Source organism: Corallococcus exercitus (assembly GCF_042231735.1).
In the GTDB taxonomy this organism is placed as follows: domain Bacteria; phylum Myxococcota; class Myxococcia; order Myxococcales; family Myxococcaceae; genus Corallococcus; species Corallococcus exercitus_B.
This window is the reverse complement of record NZ_CP102577.1, coordinates 1772000-1792705: the sequence shown is the minus strand read 5'-3', so window position 1 is coordinate 1792705 and position 20706 is coordinate 1772000. Positions and strand designations below refer to the sequence as shown.

Sequence of the window (20706 nt, the reverse complement as noted above, 5' to 3'; positions counted from 1 at the left end):
GGTTCCCGCAAGCCACGCCATGCACCCTCACGCGCCGCGACAGTCCCGGGGCATCCTCCAGCCGCTCGTGACGGCACTGGGGCTCGCGGCCCTCGCGACAGGCTCCGGCTGCCTCATCCCCCAGGACGAGGCGCTCCTGGAGAGCGTGCCCCAGTTCAGGAACCGGCCGCCGCGCATCCTGGAGGAGCAGGTGAAGCCCTCCGAGCGCATCCTGCGCACCTTCGGCGTGGGCAGCTGCGTCGAGGACTTCAAGGTGGTGGTGGAGGACCTGGACGTCGACGACCGCATCACCGTGGAGTGGTACGTGGACTACAACCCGTCCAACCCCACGGGCTTCTACCGGCAGTTCGTCCTCCCCAACACCGGCCAGCCCACCCGTGGCGACCGCGGCGATCTGCGCATGGACCTGCGCTCGGCCAACAACCCGCTGGCTCCCCCGGGCATCCACCTGGTGGAGGCGTTGGTCACCGACCGGCACCTCACCAACCGCCAGCCGGATCCCCCGGAGGAGGTCCTCCTCGCGGACGGCGGCGTGGTGAAGGACCCGGGCTTCGTCACCTCGTACTCGTGGGTGGTGAACACGGTGGCGGGGGACTGCCAGTGAGGCGCGCGCTCCGGGCCCTGGCGCTGGCGCTCGGGCTGACCGGGGCCGGGTGCGGCTTCCTGGAGGACGAGCCTCCGCCGGAGCAGCTGGTGTGCCGCTCCGACGCGGAGTGCGCCGCCGGCCAGGTGTGCTTCGTGGACGGCTGCGGCAACCCCGGCGGCGACATCGTCGTGGAGGTGGAGCCCCACCCCAAGGCGGGCCTGCTCGCGCAGGACTTCCCGGTGGACCGGCTGCGGCCGGAGCAGAACCTGGAGCTGTTCAGCCCCGTGCGCCTGCGGGGCGAGGTGTCGCGAGGCGCCGCCGCCACGGCCGATGGCGGCACCGAGGCCCTCCCCTACCGCGCCCCCATCCACCTGCTGGCCACGGGCGAGAGCCGCCTCATCCCCGGCGTCGCGCGGCGCTACGAGACGACGCTCACCCCGGACGACGGCGCGTGGGTGCTGCCCGTGGGCAGCGGCGACTACACGGTGACGCTCACGCCGCTGGACACCGCGCTGCCTCCGCTGTCGCGCGCGGCCTCCGTGGACCCCGCCACGGGCGGCATGGTGGCGTTCGACCTGCCCACCGCCTCGCGCGTCGTGACGCTCACGGGGACGCTGGTGCTCCAGGGCTCGCGCAAGGTGGACGCGGACATGGAGGTGCAGGCGCTGGATGAGTCGCTGCGCCCGCTGTCCCAGCGCGCCCGCGTGGCCCGCGACACGGGCGCGTTCCAGCTGGCGCTCAGCGTGGAGGACGCCACGCGCGACACGGTGCTCCTGCGCGCGACGCCCATGAACGCCGGGGACCTGATGCCCTGGAAGACCTTCGTGGTGGAGCCGGCCAGCGACCTCTCCTCCCCGCTGGAGCTGGGGGACCCCGGCGCGGCCGTGCGCGTGGAGGGCCGCGTGCTGGAGTCCAACGGCCAGGCGCCCATGGCCGGCGCGCGCGTGTCGCTCCAGGGCCGCGTGGCCGGCGGCGGCACGTTCAAGGGCCTGCCGGTGCTCACGGACGCGCAGGGGCGCTACCAGCTCCAGTCCCGTCCCGGCGTCGCGGAGTCCCCGCTCACGCTCGTCGTCGTCCCGCCGCCCACTTCGCCCTCGCGCCTGACGCTCCAGCCGGTGGCGGTGGCCGCGGAGGACACGGTGCTGCCGGACGTGACGTGCCCGGCGCGCAGGGTGGTGGTGGGCAGCGTGAACAACCCGGAGGGCACGGGCCCCGCGTCCGGCGTGCGCATCGTGGTGGAGCCGGTGGGCGCGCTCACGGGCTGGCCGCAGCCGCCCCTGGGCTTCGAGGCGCCCTTCACCACCAACGGCGAGGGCCGCTTCGAGCTGGCCCTGGACCCGGGCGAGTACCGGCTGGACTTCCTGCCCGGGGAGAACCTGCCGCGCGTCAGCCGCTTCGTCACCGTGCCGGCGGGCGCAGACGAGGAGGAGCGGCTGGAGCTGGCGGCGTTCACCCTGTCGCGGGGCCGTTCGCTGAGCGGCCGCATCACCCTGCCCCCGGACCCGGAGGTGGCGCCGGACGGCATCGCGGCGAACGCGTCCGTGCGCTTCTTCCGCGTGGTGACGGTGGCGGGCCGGCCGGACTCCATCCTGCTGGCGCAGACGGTGTCCGACAGCACGGGGCGCTACTCCACCGTGCTGCCCACGCGCTGAGCGCGCCGGACGCCTGGAAGCCTTACCGGCCGCTGTCCTTGCGGCGAGCGGTGTCGAAGGCGGCGTGCAGCGCGTCCACCGCGCCGCCCACCTCGCCCGCGTACTGCACCGCGTGGATGGTGTAGAGGTCCTGCACCCGCGTGAGGTGGCGGTACACCGAGCGCAGCTCCACGCGGGACGGGTCGCGCGACTCCAGGGCGCACTCGGACTCGGACTTGCGCACGCGCGTCAGCCAGTCCGTGCGGAAGCGCATCCACTCCTGGTCGACCTTGCGGGCGGGAAGGACGTGCACGAGCTTCTCGCGCTCGGCCTCCAGGTCCTTCCAGTGCGCATCCGCGGCGTCCAGGCACTCGCGCACGGTGAGGGGCGGAGTCACGGCCGGGGGCCGCTCGGGCGTCATCGCCGCGACGGAGTGCCCCACGTTCCAGAGCATCCACAGCGAGAACAGCGTGGCCAGCGTGATGTGGACCCCGTACGCGGCGCCACGGTAGGTGCGGAAGCGGGGGTCTTTCCGGGGGTCGGGAGCGGACACGGGGCCCAGGTCTTACGACCCTGGACCCCGGGTGGCAATCCTTCCCTTGCACACCGTCCGGAAGCGCAAGGCCTCCGGACGGCGACGGGCTCCGGGCCGGACTACTGGCCCGCGGGAGCGGTCTGCACGGCCGGGGCGGCCTGGGGCGCGCCAGCCGGAGCGGCGGCGGGCAGCGCGGCGGCGTCGGTGCCACCGGCGGCGGCGCGCTTCGCGGAGCTCAGGCGGCCGCGGAACTGCGACAGGTACTGGGTGGCCGGGTACGTGGCCAGCGCGTCGCGCACCGTGTCCGCCGCCTTATCGAACGCGCCCGTCTCCTGGTACGACTGGGCGAGCAGCAGCATGGCGTAGTCGCGCGTCTTGGACTTCTTGTCGCCTTCCACGAAGCGGGCCAGCAGCGGCACGGCCTTGTCGTGCTGACGCAGCTGGTTGTAGGCGGTGCCCAGGAAGAAGGACGCGTCCAGCGCGTCCGCCTCCGGCGGGTTCATGGCCAGGAAGCGCGACAGGTCCTCCACCACGGCGGACATCTCGTTCTTGCGGAAGGCGATCTTGCCGCGCTCGAAGGCGGCGTCGCCCGTCTCGCGGCGCAGGATGGCGGCGCGGTCGTTGAGCGCCTGGCGCTCCAGCGAGGACAGCTTCTGCGTGTCCAGCTTCACCAGCGCGTCGATGCCCTTGAGGCGCTCGTCGCCCGGCAGCGTGGTCATCATCTTGTAGACCTCACCCGCGGCGCGCTGGGCCGTCAGGTGCGCGGTGGTGTCCGCGCGCTGCTTCTCCAGCTGCGCGGAGAGGTCCGACACCTGCTTCTCCAGCCGCTCGCGCTCGTTGGTGTTGCTGGAGCTGCGCGCGCCGTTCACCAGGACCGCGCCACCGACCGCCAGCACCGCGAAGAGCGCGTAGGCCACCGCCGAGGAGATCCACTGCCGCTTCTGGAAGTCCTCGTGACGCTTGCCAACCGCCTTCACCTCCGCATGGAGGTTCTTCAGCAGGTTGTCCGTCTTGATGACGAGGTTGCGCGACTCGATGACCTCGCGGCGGAGCTCGGAGAGTTCCTTCTCGACGTCAGTCTTCGGCTGTTCAGAGGGGGGCATGGACATCTTCCTGGGACCGGAAATGACTTCGGCCGACTCACGCATGCTAGGGGACTCTCCGGGATGAGGGGCGGGTTCTTTTGTCGCTCCCCAACAGTGCCCTCCGTGCACACCATTCCCCGGACTCCCCGCTTCGTGCGCGCCCGCCTGCTCTCGCGTTGGAACTTTCCGCGGCGCTAGAAGTTGGTCAGCGGCCGGGACGGATCCGGCGGGAACGTGTACGTCACACCCAGCGCGAACCAGTTGCCGCCATGGCTGAAGCTGAAGGGCCCGGGCCACTTCGCCGCGTCCGGGGACTCCACGGGGCCGCGCAGGAACGTGAAGCGGTACTCAGCGGTGATGCCCCACCGCGCGGACAGGCGGAGCGTGGCGCCAAGCGAGCCCACCCAGGCCTGGGTGACCTTCTCCTGGAGGGCCGAGCCCTCGCGCGTCGAGGAGATGACCGTGGGCCCCGTGAGCAGGCCCGCGAAGGGCACCAGCCCCTGCGGTCCGACGTCCAGCACGCCCTGGAAGCGCAGGCCGATGAGCACGCCGTAGGACACGGAGCTGACCTTGCGGGACACGCTGCCGTCGTCGCCGGGCTCGGTCAGGCGCAGGGTCTGCGCGGTGCCGAACAGGTCGATGCCCACCTCCACCAGGTCGGACATCGCGTACGCGAACGTGGCCGCGCCGAAGGGCGCCCCCGTGGACTCCGGCGCGCGCGTCAGGCCTTCGCCTGGCCCCTTGGCGCCATACCAGGAGTCGTAGAGCGTGCCGTTGGACGTGAGCCGGTAGCCGGCCTGCACGGTGATGCGGCCCACGCCGTCCAGGTTGGTGGGGGCGTTCTCCCCGCCCGAGTCCTCGTCCTGGGCAAGGACGGGCGCGGCGGCGAGGGCGAGGAGGAGCGGCAGACGGCGGAGCATCAAGGCGCGGAACCCGGGGCTTTCTGCCGGCACGGGCGCACACGGCCCGGTGCTACAGGCGTGTCGCACACCGTAGCCGGGGCCCCTTCCGCGTCAACTTTCCGGTTCGTTCCCCGCCGTGTCGATTTCGCGCCCTACCATTCGTCGCCCTTTTGAAGACGACGTTGAACCCGACGTTCCAGGAGACACCCCCATGCGCTTCATGATGATCGTCAAGGCCAACACCGACAGCGAGACCGGCCGGCTCCCCTCCACGGAGGAGCTGACCCAGATGGGCAAGTACAACGAGGAGCTGGTGAAGGCCGGCATCCTGCTCGCGGGCGAAGGGCTGCACCCCAGCTCCAGGGGCGTCCGCGTGGCGTTCTCCCCCAAGGGGACCACGGTGACGGATGGCCCCTTCTCAGAGACGAAGGAGCTGATCGCCGGCTTCTGGATCATCGAGGTGAAGTCGCGCGAGGAGGCCATCGCCTGGGCGCGCCGCATCCCCTTCCAGGACGGGGAGGTGGAGATCCGCCAGGTGGCCTCCGCGGAGGACTTCGCGCCCAGCGACCCCACGGGCGAGCTGCGCGCGAAGGAGGAGGCCCTGCGCGCTCAGCTCGAGGCGAAGGCCAAGGCCTGAGCCGTCAGCGAGCGCGCCGCTCCAGTTCCAGCAGCGGCATCTCCAGCACCACCACCGTGCCGTGCGTGCACGGCGGGGTGAAGTCCGCGCGGTCCAGCTCGCCCAGGAGCGCGCGCAGCTGCGCGTCGGTGAGCGGCGAGGAGGATGCGCGGCGAGCGGCGTGACAGGCCATCACGCGCACGGCCTCCGCCAGGCTCGTCACGTCCAGCGGAGCGCTGCGCGGAGGCAGCGCGCGCGACAGGGCCTCCAGGAGCGCGCGTGGGTCCACGCCCTCCAGGCCCGTCGGCACCGACTTGAGCGCGAGCGCCGTGCCGCCGAAGGGCTCCACGTCCACGCCCAGCTTGAGCAGCGCCTCGCGGCCGTCCACCAGCGCCTTCACGGCCGCCAGGGACAGGTCCACCGTGGTGCCGAACAGCGACGGCGGCGGCGCCTTCGTGTCGTCGTCCAGCCGGCGCAGGTACGCGGTGAGGCGCGCGCGCTCCAGCGCGGCGTGCGGATCCAGCACCACCAGCGTGCCGCCGGGGCCCTCGCAGACGTGGAAGCGGCTGCCCAAAAGGCCCATGGGGCGCAGCGCCGCGAAGTAGCCCGGGGGCGGGGCTTCGTTGAGCTGCGGCTGGGCCTCGCCGAACGCGGGCGAGCGGCCCGGCAGCTGCGGGCCCTGGAACGGACCGGGGAACGCACCGCCCTGCGCTCCACCCTGCGGCGAGAAGTACGACGGCGTCAGCGGGCGCGCGGGCGTGGAGCCGACCGAGCCTCCGGGGCCGGGGGCGTCCATCGCGGTGGGCAGCGGCGCGCCCCAGGTGGCCTCCTGCGCGCGGGTGAGGAAGCGCTCCACGGCGTGCGCGTAGTGCGCGGCGTCGCGGGGCTGGGGGTTCGCGGCCTGCTGCTCGGGCGTGCCCAGCCAGGGGGCCGCGCGCAGCACGCGCGAGAGGGCGGCGCTGATGGCGTCCTGCACGCCCCGGGCGTCCGCGAAGCGCACCTCCATCTTCTGCGGGTGCACGTTGACGTCCACCGCGGCGGGCTCCACGTCGATGTGCAGCACCACCACCGGCTGGCGGCCCGCGGGCAGGTAGTCCTGGAACGCGCGCTGCACGGTGCTGATGAGGCCGCGGTCGCGGATGTAGCGGCGGTTGACGAAGGTGTAGAGGCCGCGCGCGTTGGGCAGCGTGTACTCCGGCGACGCGAGGTAGCCCGTGACGACGACGCCCAGCCGGCGCTCCTCCACCGGGAACAGGTGCGCGAAGGACGCGGGGCCCAGGGCCGCGGCGATGCGCTCGCGCGGATCATGTTCGCTCACCGGGCTGGAGAAGAGCTCGTTGCCCTCGTGCGAGGCGAAGAAGCCGACCTCCGGGTACGCGAGCGCCAGGCGCACCACGGCCTCCTCGCAGTGCTTGAGCTCGGTGGCGCCCTGGCGCATGAACTTGCGGCGCGCGGGCACGTTGAAGAAGAGGTCCTCCACCGTGATGACGGTGCCCACGCGGGGCGGCGCGTCCTCCACCGTCGGCGGGCCTCCGCCCTCCACGGTGACCTGGGTGCCCTCGTGCGCGTCCGGCTCCGCGGTGTGCAGCGTGAAGCGGGACACGGAGGCGATGGCGGGGATGGCCTCCCCCCGGAACCCCATGGAGTCGATGTGGAAGAGGTCGTCCAGCTCGCGCAGCTTGCTGGTGGCGTGGCGCTCCAGGCAGAGCGTGGCGTCCGCGCGGCTCATGCCGTGGCCGTCGTCGGAGATGGTGATGCGCCCCACCCCGCCGCCCTCCAGCTCCACGCGCACGGTGCGCGCGCCGGCGTCGAGCGAGTTCTCGCACAGCTCCTTCACCACGGAGGCGGGGCGCTCCACCACCTCGCCGGCGGCGATCTTGTTGATGAGCACGTCGCTCAGGCGGGCGATTCGGGACATGGCGATCAGCCACCCTCCGCGAACTGGATGACGTTGTCCAGAACATCACTGACGCGCTCGGCTGACATTCCCGGACGGCTGGGCTAACACCCGCCCCTGCGAATGGAAGTGATCCGAGCGAGCAAGGGCCCGATGCGCATCGCGGTGACAGGCGCCAATGGCGACTACGGCAAGCTGCTCCTGCCGAGGCTGGAAGCGGACCCCGACGTGGAGAGCATCCTCGTGCTGGACACGAAGGAGCCCCAGGGGACGAGCAAGGTGGAGTTCCACCGCGTGGACCTCACCCGCTACGACGCGGAAGGTGAGCTGACGGACGCGCTCACCGAGCGCCCCGTGGACGCCCTCTTCCACCTGGCGTTCCTCTTCGGGCCCATCCTCAACGGCCCGCTGGCGCACGAGCTGGAAGTGATTGGCACGATGAACGTGCTGACGGCGGTGGGCCGCGCTCGGCTGCCGAGGCTGGTGGTGCCGTCGCTCACGGTGACGTACGGGGCGCGGGGCAACAACCCGGCGCTCCTGCGCGAGGGCTCCCCGCTGTTCGGCTGTCCGCACAGCCGGTTCGTGAACGACAAGGTGGAGGTCGAAGGACAGGTGCGGGCGTTCCGCGAGCGGCACCCGGACACGCGCACGCTGGTGTTGCGCTTCGCGCCCCTGCTCGGCCGGAGCCTGGACAATCCGGCGACGCGGTTGCTGTCGCACTCCGTGGTGCCCACGCTCCTGGGATTCGACCCGCTGTGGCAGGCCGTGCACGAGGAGGACGCGGGCCGGGCGCTGCACCTGGCGCTGCGGGCGGAAGCGGCCGGAGAGTTCAACATCGTGGGGCGCGGAGTGTTGCCCCTGTCGGGGCTCATCCGCCAGGCGGGCGCGCAACCGCTCCCCCTGCCGGGGCCGTTGTTTCGTGGAGCACTTCGCGCGCTGGGGGTGGTGGGAGCGGGCACGTTGCCGGTAGCCCTGCTCGACTACATGCATTACTCCTGGGTCGCGGACGGGGAGCGCGCTGAGTCCGCGCTGGGGTTCGTGCCCCTCCACCATGTCAGGGACGCCGCCTCGGCGCTCAGAAGGAGCCAGTCATGACCAAGGGTGTCCTCGGGAATGATCCCTTCCAGCGGGGCGCCGCGCCTCGTACGGGCGAGGTGAAGGACGACGCGGCCCACCCGAAGGCCGCGAAGAAGTCCGCGACGTCGAAGTCCGCGGGGTCGAAGTCCGCGAAGGGTGCGAAGTCAGCGGGCAAGGCGAAGAGCGCCAAGGGCGGCGCGTCGAAGTCCGGCGCGCAGGCGAAGGCCCCCAAGGGTGGCAAGGGCGCGGAGGCGAAGCAGGCCGCCGCGACGCCGAAGACGCCCGCCGCCAAGGTCCACATGTTCGAGGCGCGCACGAACGGACAGCCCCCCTCCGGCGAGGAGCACTCTCCGCTGCGCGAGCCTTCCACTCCGGGCCCCTCCCCCGAGTTCCGGCCATCGCGGCCCCAGGTGCTCGCGGAGGAGGTGCACGGCTCGCGTCCGCAGGAGCGCACGGTGGACCGCGCCCTGACGGAAGCCATCGCCTCGGACGCGGCGGAGGCCGCCGCGAAGACGGCCGTGGACGAGCTGTTCGAAGGACGCCGGGGGCCGGACCGCGACATCGAGCGCGTCCTCGCGACGGAGCTCGTCGCCGAGCTGGCCGAGTCCGCCGTGCGGCAGGTCCTGGATGAAGGCGACGGCAGCGCCCCCGAGCGCGAGCTCGCCACCGCCGTCGCGACCCAGGTGGCCGAGGCCACCGCGGGCGTCGCCGTGGACGAGGTGCTGGACCGCCACGCCACCAGCCCCGAGGAGCGCGCGCTGTCCACCGCCGAGGACCGCGATTCCCGGGACCTCGACGTGGAGGACGAAGCGACCGAGCAGGTCTGGACCGCCGACGCCTGGCAACGCGACCCGAAGGACGTGCCCCCTCCCGAGGAGACCGAGGAGGTCTGGACCGCGGACGCGTGGAGCCGCGACCCGGAAGACATGTCCGCTCCGGCCGGCCCGGACGAGGACGATGACTTCGTCAGCGGCGTCGAGCGCGTCGAGGAGAACGGCGTGCACATCTCCGTCTCCATCATTGAGGGCGCGGCCCCGACGGACGTGGAGCCGGAGGTGGAGCTGCCCGACGAGTCCCACGACGAGCTGCCCCCCAGCCGCCGTCCCCTGTCGCTCGTGAGCGACCCTGGGGAGGAGCCCTACCCGGAAGCCCCGGAGCAGGGCGAGTCCACCTTCGACCGTCCGGAGGAACCTGCTCCGGCCGCGGGCTTCGCGGGCCGCGCGGCGGGCATGTTCTCCCTGGCGAGGGAGATCGCCGGTCAGGCGCTCGCGAGCGAAGGGCTGGGCCGCGCCGTCGGCGCCATGCACGGCCTGATGGAGGCCGTGCGCACCAGCCTGGGGACCGGCGGCGGCAGCCGGCTGGATGACTACGGCAAGGACGCGGGGCTGGTGGAGAACCTCCAGCCCGTCCTGGACTTCCTCTACGAGCAGTACTGGCGCGTCTCCGTGGAGGGCGTGGATCAGGTGCCGCGCGGCGCCGCCATCCTCGTCGCCAACCACTCCGGCGCCCTGCCCTACGACGGCCTCGTGATGGCGCAGGCGCTCGTGCGGGAGCGCCCGGACCTGCTGGAGGCCCGCTGGCTGGTGGAGGATCAGGTCTTCCACGCGCCCATGCTCGGCACCCTCTTCAACCGCCTGGGCGCCGTGCGCGCCTCGCCGGAGAACGCGCTGCGGCTGCTCGACGAACGCCGGCCGCTCGTCGTCTTCCCGGAGGGCTACCAGGGCGCGAGCAAGCCGTTCGCGGAGCGCTACCGCCTCAAGCGCTTCGGCCGCGGCGGCTTCGTGAAGCTGGCCCTGCGCACCGGCGCGCCCATCGTCCCGGTGGCCATCGTGGGCGCGGAGGAGACGTCCCCGCTGCTGGGCCGCCTCCCCGGAGGCTTCCTCGGGTTCCCGTCGCTGCCGCTCACCGCGCCCGGCCCGCTGCCCGCCAAGTGGACCATCCGCTTCGGCGAGCCGCTGACCATGGAGGGCCTGCCCCCGGAGGCCGCGGACGACCTGGGCGAGGTGCAGCGCCTCACGGAGCTCACCCGCGAGTCCATCCAGAGCATGCTCCAGGCCCTGCTGCGCGAGCGCCGCTCCGTGTTCGCGGGCTGAAGTCCCGGAAGTCCTACGGGGCACCCGGGGGCGTCAGCCGCAGACGCGGTTGCGCCCCTGGTTCTTCGCCTCGAAGAGGTGCTCGTCCGCGGCGCGCACCAGCTCCGCGGGCTCGCGGTGCTGCGGCTCCAGCGTGGCCACGCCCACCGACAGCGTGACGGGGATGACCTGCTTGTCGAACTCGAAGCGCTGGCGCTCCACCAGCTTGCGCACCTTCTCCGCGAGCTGACGGGCGCCGGCCAGGTGGATCTCCGGCAGGAGCAGCGCGAACTCCTCGCCGCCGTAGCGGGCGAAGACGTCCTCGCGCCGGATGCGCGTGCGCACCGTGGACGCCAGCTGCTTGAGCACCGAGTCCCCGGCGAGGTGCCCGTACGTGTCGTTCACTTCCTTGAAGTGATCCAGGTCGAACATCACCAGCGACAGCACGCGCTCGTAGCGGCGGCTGCGGGAGATTTCGCGGTCCAGCTGCTCGTCGAAGTAGCGGCGGTTGTAGATCTGCGTCAGGCCGTCCATCGTGGTCAGCCGGTAGATCTCGTCGTGGTACGCCGCCTCGATGTTGCCGCCCGCGATGAACTTGAAGATGGTGCGGCCAATCTTCACCAGGTCGCCGTTGTGCAGCGACCGCGCCGTCGACGCGACGTCGTCGTTGACGAACGTGCCGTTGGTGGACCCCAGGTCCTCGATGCGCACGCCCTTGGTGGTGTTGGTGATGCGCGCGTGGTTGCGGCTCACCGCTTCCTGATCAATCTGGATGTCCGCCTTGGACGACCGGCCGATCAGCGTCTCCTCACGCGCCAGGTCGTATTTGCGGCCCAGATCCAGGCCGTAGATGACCACCAGCGCCGCGTCCAGGTTGACGGGGCGCTCGGAGATCTTCGAGATGACGGTGACGACCGTCTCCTTCTGGCCCATGACGGAGGCAAACGTATCACCGCGCAATTCGCGAAAGCGAATTCACGGCCGGAACGAGTGCCCCTCCAGGTCTTGGAACCCCTGACACCCCGGCACGTCAGGGCACCCGCACCGTGCGCACGGCGCTGACGGCGGGCCGCAGCGGCAGGCCGAGCAGGTCCACCAGCGACGCCACCAGCGTCACCTCCGGCCCGGAGCAGGCGGCGGGCAGGGTGAGCGCCACCTCGCCCGACCGCGTGCTCACGTCACCGCGCACCAGCGCGCCATCGCAGCCCGGGCCGCCGTCACGCACGGTGAGCAGCACCGCGCCCTCGTCGCCGCTGGCGGACTCCTTCCCCACCTGGAAGCCGTCCACCCGCACGCGCACGGTGGCGCCCCGCGAGAGCGCCGCGCCCTCCGCGGGCTCCAGCCACGTCACCTGGGGCCGGCCGTAGTTCAGCGTGGACACGGCGCGCACGGCCGCGGCGAGCGGCTCGGGCGCCAGGCCTCCGGACTCCGCCAGCGCGGAGAGGTTCAGCGACCTGCCCTCGGGCGTGGCCACGGCCAGCGCCTCCACCGACAGCGACGCGCGCGAGCCCTCGGTGTCGCCCTGGAAGGTGCGGTCCTCCAGCCCCGAGGGCGGCACGGGCAGGCGCACGCCGGAGAAGGCGCGGCGGCCATCCACCCACACCGTCCAGCGCCGTCCGGCCGCGTTGGTGAACGTCGCGCGCACGAGCGTCGCGCCCGGCACCGTGACGTCCATGCGCCACTCGCGCGGCAGCAGGCCGTGCCACAGCGACGTGTCGGGGTTGTAGCGGGCCCCCTCCGGGATGCCGAGGAACGCGTCCGCGAGGGTCACCGGCTCCGTGCCCTCCGGATCGAAGTGGGGCGCATCCAGGGGCGCCAGCACCGCGCTGGTGGCCTGGCCCATGGGCGCCTCGCCGCCCAGCGTCCCCGACGACGCGAGCGCGAGCAGCCGGTACGCCTGCCCCTCCAGGCCGTGATGGGCCGGCGCCATGCGCACGCGCACGAAGCCCGGCGTGGAGAGCCCCGGCTGCGGATCCGTGTTGGGATCCACCGGGTTGAGGTTGACGGCGGCGCCCAGGCCCAGCGGCACGGTGCCGCGGCCGGGAGCCGTCACCGAGCCCACCACCAGGACGCGCTCCAGGTAGCCGTCGCGGAAGCGAGGAAGCGGCGGGACGCGGGTCACGAACGGGAAGGCCAGCGGCACCTGCCGGAAGTCCGTTGGCACGAGCGGCGCCTGGAGCGCCGGCTCCCCGGGGTTGGGTGAACGCAGGGCGAACTGCACGTCGCGCGAGACGGAGGACGAGAACCGCCCCGACGGCGGCAGCGCGCGCGCCAGGAGCAGCAGCGGATCCGTGCCCGGATCCATCATCCCCGCCGGCAGCTCGCCGGACAGCACCTGCGCGGTGAGGGCCCAGAGCGTGCGCGTGCCGCAGCCCCCCACGCGCGTGGCCGCGTCCGGATTCGCCACGTCCGGGAGCGCCGCGTCGCACACCCCGGCGATGCCCGGCACGTCCACGACCTCGGGCGCGACGACGCCCATCCCGTTCACCCAGACGTTGGCGGGCACCTGGAACTGGCGCATCGCACCGCCCAGCGTGAGGTCCACGGCCCGCTCGGGTCCCTGCACCTGCGCGGGGGCCGCCTCCGACAGGAGCCCCGGCACGGACAGCCCCGCCATCCCCAGGGACAGCGCCCCGCTCGGCACCACGGGCGCCAGGTTGGTGAACCGGGCACGCACCCCGCCCACGCGGTCCACCGGGTTGCGGCGCAGCGGCAGCCGCAGGTCGCGCGAGCCGCCCAGGTTGTAGTTCGCCACGGTGAGGTAGCCGAAGTCCGGGTGGAGGACGGACAGCGTCGAATCGCTCCGGCCCTCGAGCACCGCCACGCCCTGCGCGTCCGTCGACTCGCGCGCCGTCACGCCGCCCAGCGCGTCCGCCACCACCACCGAGGCCGCCTCGACGGGGTGCCCGGTGAGCGCGTCCGTCACCACCACCCGCACCTGCCCTTCGGCCGTGTGCGGCGGCAGCACGGTGACGCTCGCGCGGCACGCGATGGTGCCCACCCGGGCCTCCACCGCCTCCACCTCCGTGCCCGCGGAGTCCAGCGTGAACGTGGCCCCGGAACCGGTACCGCCGCCCTTCACGCGCGCCGACACGGCGGACCAGGTGAGGCCCTCGCGCAGGACGACCGGCTCTCCGCGCGCATCGGACACCCAGGCCTCGAAGCGCAGGGGGGTGCCCACGGGGGCGATGACGCGCTCGGGGACCACGCGGCAGGCCACGGCGGTGGACGGCGACGGGGGCGGACGGCAGGCGCCGTCGCGGCACACCTCCTGGTCGTCGCAGCCGTCATCTCCGGTGCACAGGGCGGGGACGCAGCGGCTGGCGTCACAGCGGCAGCCCAGCGCCTGCGACTCGCACGCGGCGATGGCGTTCAGCTCCCCGCGGCGCATCACGGAACAGTCGAGGTCCGTGCGGCACGCGGGCTCACAGCGCGACAGGGCGGTGTTGCAGAAGAACAGCGCTGGATCCGCGCAGTCCTGATCCACCGTGCAGGCATCGTCCGCCCGCCCGCCATGGATGAATGGCGCGTCCATGTCGGACATCCCGCAGCCCATGGCGCACGCCAGCAGACATGCGAGCACGAGGCCGGGGGACCGGACCGGAAGGGGGATGTGACGCATGGGAACTCCGAGGGGGACCGGCCTTGCCCCGACCTTACAGGGGGAAAGGCCGTGACGCGACCGGGGATGACACCGGACCCGCTTTCATTGAACGCCGGAAACCGGGGCGCTGGACGGAATGGGCCGGGCGGGCAGGCAAGTGTTGGTTGGCATCCGGCGCCAGGGGTTCCAGAATCGCCAGACGATGGCGCGCAGCGAACCGAAGACCTTGGAGAGCCTGCTGCCCCGCGTGCTGGCGCGCCTGGCGGGTGAGTCAGGCCGCGCCTCCTCGCTGACGCCGCTCTGGGTCGCCGCGGTGGGAGAGAACATCGCGCGGCACAGCCGCCCGCACCAGCTGGACGGCACCACGCTGGTCATCTCCGTGGAGAGCGCCGAGTGGGCCCAGGTCCTCACCCGGCAGGCCGACTCCCTCTGCGAGCGCCTCAACGAGAAGCTGGGCACCGGCACCGTGAAGTCACTCACCTTCCAGCTGGAGTCGCGATGAGGGGCGTGCTCCTGGGCCTGCTGCTCGCGGGCATGTCCGTCGCTCCAGGCCCCGCGTCCGCCGCGCCGCCCGCCCCGACGGTGGCCTCCAGCGCCGCCCCGGAACCAGCGGGCCAGGACCTCCCGCCCCCCGTCGTGGAGGAGACGCCCCAGGCCCATGAGGCCCGGGCCCGGCTGCACGTCCAGCGCGAGTTCGAGCGCGTGGGCCGGCGTGCCCCCACCAGTGACAAGGCGCTGGAGACCGCGGCCCGGAGGCTCGCGCGCGAGGCCCTGACCGAGTTCACGACGGGCGCCCCGGACCTGCTCACGCTGACGGCGGCGGTCAGCGACGCGGGCGCCGCGGATCCGTCCCCCAAGGCGCTGGTCATCCGCGCCTGGGTGCGCGCGCACGCCATCGAGACGTTCCTCGCCCGCACGGACTTCAACGACGAGCGCGTGAGCCACTACGGCGTGGGCGTGGCCTTCCTGGGCGAGCGCGCCTCGCTGGTGCTGCTCACCTCGGACCGCAAGGCGGAGGTGCTCCCCTTCCCCCGGAAGCTCGCCAGGGCCGGGACGGAGAAGCGCGTGTGCGGCCGGCTCGTGCCGCCGCTGCGAAGCCCGCAGGTCTTCGTCACCCGGCCGGATGGCGAGGTGGAGGGCGTGGCCCTGAGCCGCGCGCCCTCCGGCACCAACGGCTTCTGCGCCCTGGTGAACTTCCAGACGCCCGGCACCTACACCGTGGAGGTGGTGGGCCATGGGGACGCGGGGCCGGAGGTGACGTCTCTGTTCCTGGTGCAGGTGGGCGCCCGGACCACACGCGGTGGGCAGGAGGCGCAGCGCGAGCCCACCACGCTGGACGAGGCCCGCACCGCCCTCTACGAGCGCATCAACACCCTGCGCCGCGCGCACCAGCTGCCGGAGCTCACGCCGGACCCGATGCTGGAGGACGTGTCGCTGCGCTACAGCACGCGCATGGCCACGGAGGGCTTCTTCGCCCACATCGCGCCGGATGGCTCCACGCTCACGCGCCGGCTCCCGGAGGGCGCGCGCTACGTGCGCGCCGGGGAGAACCTGGGGCTGGCGGCCGGTCCGCTCGCGGCGCACTTCGGCATCGAGCACAGCCCCGGCCACCGCAAGAACCTGATGGACCCCGCGTTCCGCTTCATGGGCGTGGGCGTGGCGTTCCACAAGGTGGACGGCCGCGACCAGGCCATCGTCACGGAGGTGTTCACCGCGGCCTCGCCCGCCGCGGCGCTCCTGTCGGACCCGGTGTCGGACGTCTACGAGGCCCTGTCCCGGCACCGCGCCACGCTCAAGCTGCCGCCGCTGGTGCGCAGCGAGGCGCTGGAGCGGCTGGCGCGCGAACACGCCCGCCGCGCGCTGGCGCAGGACGAGCCCACCGCTGGAGACGGCGACCCGTCCCCGCTGCACGAGCGCGTGTTCACCGCCCTGCCGGATGCGGGCACCGCGTCGGTGGACTTCTTCGTCGTGGGAGACCCGGGCGCCGTGCCGGAGTCACGCAGCCTGGCCACCGCCACCAACACCCGCGTGGGCGTGGGACTGGTGCGGGGCAACTCCAGGCGCTTCGGCCAGGGTCAGTACTGGGTGGCCGTCATCTACGCCGCGGTCCCCTGAAGCGGTGGCCTCGGGAGGAGCTTCCACGCGGACTCCGGCCACGTCCGCACTTCGCGGCGTGGCCGGGTACAAGCTCGCGCGGGCCCGGTGTCATGGGCCCATGTCAGACGTCCTTGTTAGACAGGACGGCGCTGCGTGGCGTACGCCTCCAGCCCCATCTGCGGAGGAGCCAGGTTGGCGTACATCGGGCACTTCATGCACGTGAACGACTGCCACCCGCGACGGACGGCCTCATCGAGGCAGTTGTCGTAGTGGTTGCAGTTCAGGTTGCGATGCGTCTCGACGCCTGCCCGCTTCGGGCCGGCTTCGGGATTGATGGTCTGCGGCAGATCGGACGGACACGGCTTCATGGAGCCTCCCCTATGAGCTGTTTCCCCCCCCGAGGTCTGTGAACGAGCAGTGCTACCGACGACAGGTGTTCCTGAAACGACGGCGGTCCGGAGTAGCGCTCAACGGCGGCGCAACGTAAGGATTCCCTTCAGATAGCGCAACGGGCCGACAACCCCGCGGGACCAGCCCGTGGGCGCGGGATCTAGGACTTGTCGGGCCGACTGTCAAACCGACCCCCGCCCACCTGGTGGGGAATGTCGACTGCAAACCTCTCGTTCCGAAGCCGCAAGGCCGCGAAGTGAAAGGAAGAATCCCATGAGTTGGACCGGCTGGGTGGCGGGTTGGGTGACGGGGGTGGCGCTGGGGCAGTCCCCGGCGACGCTGGAGGCCGTCCGCCTGCACCGGTCCGACGCGGCGGCGCTCGCCCGGGCGGAGCTCGTTGCCTGCGAAAAAGCGAAATGCCCGGACGCGGGCCGCCTGGGCCTGCTCGCCGGGACGCTCGTGCTCTCCGACGGGGACGCCGCCGGGGCCCGGGACCTGCTCACCCGCCATGCGCCCACCGCGCCCCTGGAGGCCTTCCACGCCTTCTACCTGGGCCAGGCGCGCTTCTACGCGGGCGACCCCAACGGCGCGGCGAAGGACTTCGAGCGGGCCCTGGAGAAGGCCTCCCCGGCCCTGGCCGTGCGCGCGCGGGCCCGCCTGGGGGAGTCGCTCCTGGACGCACATCGGCCCAGGGACGCGGCGCCGGTGCTGGAGTCGGCGGCGGCGGCGCAGCCCACCCCGGAGCTGCTCTTCCAGCGCGCCCAGGCCCGCGCGGCCACGGGCAACGCCGCGGGGCTGAGGGCGGACCTGAAGACCGTGGCGCTGCGCTTCCCCACCCACCCCTACGCGGACCAGGCGCTGGAGCAGCTGGCCGCGCTGAAGCCCACGGTGAAGCTCACCCTGCCCGAGCACCTCCAGCGCGTCCGGGAGTTCCTCTCCGACGGCGCGGCGGCGCGGGCCGAGGAGGAGCTGGCGACGGCGGAGAAGCGGGGGCTGGTGAAGGGCGCGCCCGCGCAGGCGCAGGTGGCGCTGCTGCGCGCCCAGGTGCTCTTCGCGCGCGGCAAGAAGGAGGAGGCGGAGAAGGCGCTCGCGGTGGCGCGCAAAGGGCCGCCGGCCATCGCCGCGGAGGCCGCGCTGGTGGTGGCGCGCCGGGCGCTGCGCTCGGACGACAACGAGAAGGCGCGCAAGCTGATGGCGGCGCTGGACAAGGCCTATCCGTCCCAGGCCGCCGGCGAGGAAGGCGCGTTCTTCGCCGCGTGGTTGGATTTGCAGGGCAGCCGCTTCGAGGACGCGGCGAAGTCCTTCGCGGACTACGAGAAGCGCTACAAGGGCTCGCGCCGCCGCGACGAGGCGATGTGGTTCCGCGCCCTCTCGCACATCCGGCTGGAGCAGTACGCGAAGGCGCGCCAGGCGCTGGACGACCTGGTGACGGCCTATCCGAAGACGAGCATGGCGCCGCAGGCCCGCTACTGGATGGCGCGCACGGAGGAGCTGGGCGGCGGCAAGCCCGCCACGGTGGGGCCGGGCTACGAGGCGGTCATCAGCGCGGCGCCCGCGTCGTTCTACGCGCTGCTCGCCACGGAGCGGCTGCGCGAGCTGGGGCGCACGCCGCCCGCGGCCTTCCCGCAGCCCCCGAAGCAGCTCACCCTCCCCCGCCCGCCGGAGCTGGAGCTGGCGGTGGCGCTCACGCGCGCGGGCCTGTTCCGGGACGCGGCGGACGAGGTGCAGTCGCGTGTGTCGGGGCTGCGCACCGCGGACCAGGCGTTGCCGTTCGCGCACGCGCTCCTGCAGCTGGGCGAGTTCGGCCACGCGCACGGGGTGGCCGCGCGCTACCTGTGGGGCCGGGCCTTCGGGGCCAAGGCGCCGGACGCGCTGGCCGCGTTCTATCCGCGAGCGTTCGCGCAGGCGGTGGAGACGGAGGCCACGCGGCAGGCGCTGGATCCGTTCCTCGTGTGGGCCATCATGCGGCGGGAGAGCGCGTTCCGCCCGGAGGTGATGAGCGCGGCGGACGCGCGCGGGCTCATGCAGATCATCCCGCCCACGGCGACGGAGATCGCCCAGAAGATGGCGGAGCCCGCGCCCGCCCCGGCGGACCTCTTCGCCCCGGAGCGCAACATCCGCTACGGCGCGTGGTACCTGGCGCAGCTGATGAAGCGCTTCGCTCACCCGGCGCTCGCGGCTGCGGCCTACAACGCGGGCCCCAAGGCGGCGGTGCGCTGGACGCAGGAGCGCGGCACCCTGCCGCTGGACCTGTTCGTGGAGTCCATCCCCTACCGGGAGACGCGCGGCTACGTGAAGCAGGTGGTGGCGGACCTGTACCTCTACCACCGCTTCTACGAGAAGGACGGCACCCAGGCCCGGCTGGCCATGACGGTGCCCGCCCCTTCCGCGGACGGCGTCAGCTTCTGACGAGGAAGGGACGGCTCAGGTGCCGCGGGAAGCCCGGCGGCGCTCGATTTCGTGCTCCAGCGACTGGACGACCTCCGACAGCGGCATGCTGCTGGAGTCCACGTGCACCGCGTCGTCGGCGGGCTTCAGGGGCGCCACCTCGCGGCCGGAGTCCGCGGCGTCGCGGCGCGTCTGGTCCTGAAGGACGCCCTCCAGGCTGCTGTCCACGCCCTTCTGGAACAGCTCCTCGAAGCGGCGGCGCGCCCGCACCTCCGGGTTCGCCTGGAGGAAGAACTTCACGTCCGCGTCCGGGAACACCACCGTGCCGATGTCCCGGCCCTCCAGGATGGCACCCGACGCCGCCTCCAGCGCCAGCCGCCGCTGGAGCGCCAGGAGCCCCGCGCGCACCACCGGCCGCCCGGACACCTGCGACGCCCCCATGGAGATGGGCGGGGTGCGGATCTCCGACGACACGTCCTCGCCGCCCAGGAAGACGTGGTTCTCCTCGCCCACCACCTGGAAGTGGATGCGCACGCGCCCGAGCAGCTCGCCCAGCTTCGCGTCGTCGTCGAACGCGATGCCCTCGCGCGAGGCCATCAGCGCCACGCAGCGGTAGATGGCGCCCGTGTCCACCAGCGCGAAGCCCAGCCGCCGCGCGAGCAGCTTCGACACGGAGGACTTGCCCGCCCCCGCCGGCCCGTCGATGGCGACGATGAACGGACGCGCGCTCATGACAGGATCTCCTTCAGCGCGGCGACGCAGCGCGCGTTCTCCTGGGGCGTGCCCACGGAGATGCGCAGGCAGTGGGGGTGGCCGTTGCCCGCCATGGGCCGCACGATGACGCCCCGGCGCAGGAGCTGCTCGTACACCGCGGCTCCCGGACGGTGGCAGTCCACGAACACGAAGTTCGCGTGGCTCTCCGTCAGCGTGAGCCCCAGCTTCGGCAGCTCCTCCCCGAAGTAGCGCAGCCCCGCGCGGTTGTTCTCACGCGTGCGCTCCACGTGCTCCGCGTCCTCCAGGGCCGCCATGCCCGCCGCCTGCGCCACCGTCGTCAGGTTGAACGGCATGCGCGTGCGGTGCACGTAGCCCGCGAGCTTCGCGTCCATCACCGCCGAGCCCAGCCGGATGCCGGCCAGCCCGTGGATCTTGCTGAACGTGCGCAGCCCCACGAGGTTCGGGTACGTGTGGAACAGCTCCACGGCGCTCGCGTAGTCGGGCCAGTCCACGAACTCCGCGTAGGCCTCGTCGTGGACGACGAGCACGTCCCTGGGCACCGCCTGGAGGAACGTCTCCAGGTCCTTGCGCCCGAACGTGGTGCCCGTGGGGTTGTCCGGGTTGGCCAGGAACACCATGCGCGTGCGCGGCGTGACGGCGCGGGCCATGGCCTCCAGGTCGTAGCGGAAGCCCTCGCGCATGGGCACCTCCACGAACGCACGGCCGTGCGCCTGCGCGGAGATGCGGTACGCCGGGAACGAGCCCCCGCACAGGAGGATCTCCTCCTCCGGCGTCGTGAACGTGCGGATGAGCAGCTCAATCAGCTCGTTGGACCCGCTGCCCAGCACCACTTCCTCCGGCTTCACGCCCAGGTGCGCGGCGAGCCGGCGCACCAGGTGGAAGCTGGTGGCGTCCGGGTACAGGTTCACCTGGGAGGCGGCGTTGCGCATGGCCTCCACCGCGCGGGGCGACGGGCCCAGCGGGTTCTCGTTGGAGGCCAGCTTGATGACGCCGGTGAGGCCGTACTCCCGCTCGGTCTCCTCGATGGGCTTGCCCGGAACGTAGGCCTTGAGCGTCTCGACGTAGGGAGGAACGAGCGGTCGCATGGGAGA

General features: G+C 72.8%; 17 protein-coding genes. 8 read left to right on the top strand and 9 right to left on the bottom strand.

The window, feature by feature from the left end:
* Nucleotides 1-19: 19 nt before the first annotated feature.
* Together NR792_RS06785 and NR792_RS06780 are read left to right on the top strand one after the other, a co-directional pair.
* Nucleotides 20-604 (top strand): hypothetical protein, encoded by a 585-nt coding sequence (locus NR792_RS06785; RefSeq protein WP_375759245.1) that lies wholly within the window; start codon nt 20-22, stop codon nt 602-604.
* Nucleotides 601-2238 carry a carboxypeptidase regulatory-like domain-containing protein gene (locus NR792_RS06780; protein WP_375759244.1) on the top strand — a complete coding sequence of 546 codons (1638 nt, stop codon included), beginning with the start codon at nt 601-603 and terminating at the stop codon, nt 2236-2238. The genes NR792_RS06785 and NR792_RS06780 overlap by 4 nt, the downstream gene beginning before the upstream one ends.
* Before the next feature lie 22 nt (nt 2239-2260).
* Here the strand turns inward: NR792_RS06780 and NR792_RS06775 are convergent, their stop codons facing one another.
* The 3 genes from NR792_RS06775 to NR792_RS06765 form a co-directional block, all read right to left on the bottom strand.
* The gene (locus NR792_RS06775; protein WP_375759243.1) at nt 2261-2770 is read right to left on the bottom strand and encodes a hypothetical protein; all 510 of its coding nucleotides are present in this window, start codon (nt 2768-2770) and stop codon (nt 2261-2263) included.
* A 101-nt stretch (nt 2771-2871) separates the two neighbouring features.
* The gene (locus NR792_RS06770) at nt 2872-3900 is read right to left on the bottom strand and encodes a tol-pal system YbgF family protein (RefSeq protein WP_375759242.1); all 1029 of its coding nucleotides are present in this window, start codon (nt 3898-3900) and stop codon (nt 2872-2874) included.
* A 131-nt stretch (nt 3901-4031) separates the two neighbouring features.
* Entirely contained in the window at nt 4032-4757 is a 726-nt protein-coding gene (locus NR792_RS06765; protein WP_375759241.1) for a hypothetical protein, read from the bottom strand.
* A gap of 193 nt (nt 4758-4950) precedes the next feature.
* Between NR792_RS06765 and NR792_RS06760 the strand changes: the two genes are divergently transcribed.
* Nucleotides 4951-5376 (top strand): YciI family protein, encoded by a 426-nt coding sequence (locus tag NR792_RS06760; protein ID WP_375759240.1) that lies wholly within the window; start codon nt 4951-4953, stop codon nt 5374-5376.
* 4 nt (nt 5377-5380) lie between these two features.
* Here the strand turns inward: NR792_RS06760 and mutL are convergent, their stop codons facing one another.
* Nucleotides 5381-7273, bottom strand: coding sequence for a DNA mismatch repair endonuclease MutL (mutL, locus tag NR792_RS06755; protein WP_375759239.1), 1893 nt, complete (start codon nt 7271-7273; stop codon nt 5381-5383).
* A gap of 102 nt (nt 7274-7375) precedes the next feature.
* On the opposite strand from mutL, the gene NR792_RS06750 reads away from it, so the two are divergent.
* Both NR792_RS06750 and NR792_RS06745 read left to right on the top strand, forming a co-directional pair.
* Nucleotides 7376-8347, top strand: a complete 972-nt coding sequence (locus NR792_RS06750; protein WP_375759238.1) for an SDR family oxidoreductase — start codon at nt 7376-7378, stop codon at nt 8345-8347.
* The gene (locus tag NR792_RS06745) at nt 8344-10422 is read left to right on the top strand and encodes a 1-acyl-sn-glycerol-3-phosphate acyltransferase (RefSeq protein WP_375759237.1); all 2079 of its coding nucleotides are present in this window, start codon (nt 8344-8346) and stop codon (nt 10420-10422) included. Before NR792_RS06750 ends, NR792_RS06745 begins: the two co-directional genes overlap by 4 nt.
* A gap of 33 nt (nt 10423-10455) precedes the next feature.
* On the opposite strand, the gene NR792_RS06740 is transcribed toward NR792_RS06745, so the two are convergent.
* Both NR792_RS06740 and NR792_RS06735 read right to left on the bottom strand, forming a co-directional pair.
* Complete coding sequence (locus NR792_RS06740) at nt 10456-11334, bottom strand: diguanylate cyclase (RefSeq protein ID WP_375759236.1); 879 nt, start codon at nt 11332-11334, stop codon at nt 10456-10458.
* 97 nt (nt 11335-11431) lie between these two features.
* Nucleotides 11432-13936, bottom strand: coding sequence for a carboxypeptidase regulatory-like domain-containing protein (locus NR792_RS06735; RefSeq protein ID WP_375759235.1), 2505 nt, complete (start codon nt 13934-13936; stop codon nt 11432-11434).
* A 271-nt stretch (nt 13937-14207) separates the two neighbouring features.
* On the opposite strand from NR792_RS06735, the gene NR792_RS06730 reads away from it, so the two are divergent.
* On the top strand, nt 14208-14507 hold the full coding sequence (locus tag NR792_RS06730; protein ID WP_375759234.1) for a DciA family protein: 300 nt from the start codon (nt 14208-14210) through the stop codon (nt 14505-14507).
* The gene (locus tag NR792_RS06725) at nt 14504-16120 is read left to right on the top strand and encodes a CAP domain-containing protein (RefSeq protein ID WP_375759233.1); all 1617 of its coding nucleotides are present in this window, start codon (nt 14504-14506) and stop codon (nt 16118-16120) included. Before NR792_RS06730 ends, NR792_RS06725 begins: the two co-directional genes overlap by 4 nt.
* A gap of 116 nt (nt 16121-16236) precedes the next feature.
* On the opposite strand, the gene NR792_RS06720 is transcribed toward NR792_RS06725, so the two are convergent.
* A complete protein-coding gene (locus NR792_RS06720; RefSeq protein ID WP_014396719.1) occupies nt 16237-16470 on the bottom strand; it encodes a hypothetical protein in 234 nt (77 codons plus the stop codon).
* Nucleotides 16471-16765: 295 nt separating this feature from the next.
* Here NR792_RS06720 and NR792_RS06715 point away from each other — a divergent pair, with 295 nt between their 5' ends.
* Nucleotides 16766-18901: a transglycosylase SLT domain-containing protein gene (locus tag NR792_RS06715; protein ID WP_375759232.1), complete on the top strand. Its 2136-nt coding sequence runs from the start codon at nt 16766-16768 to the stop codon at nt 18899-18901.
* A gap of 15 nt (nt 18902-18916) precedes the next feature.
* Here the strand turns inward: NR792_RS06715 and cmk are convergent, their stop codons facing one another.
* Complete coding sequence (gene cmk / locus NR792_RS06710; RefSeq protein ID WP_375759231.1) at nt 18917-19612, bottom strand: (d)CMP kinase; 696 nt, start codon at nt 19610-19612, stop codon at nt 18917-18919.
* Nucleotides 19609-20700 carry a histidinol-phosphate transaminase gene (hisC, locus tag NR792_RS06705; RefSeq protein ID WP_375759230.1) on the bottom strand — a complete coding sequence of 364 codons (1092 nt, stop codon included), beginning with the start codon at nt 20698-20700 and terminating at the stop codon, nt 19609-19611. Before hisC ends, cmk begins: the two co-directional genes overlap by 4 nt.
* Nucleotides 20701-20706 lie beyond the last annotated feature (6 nt).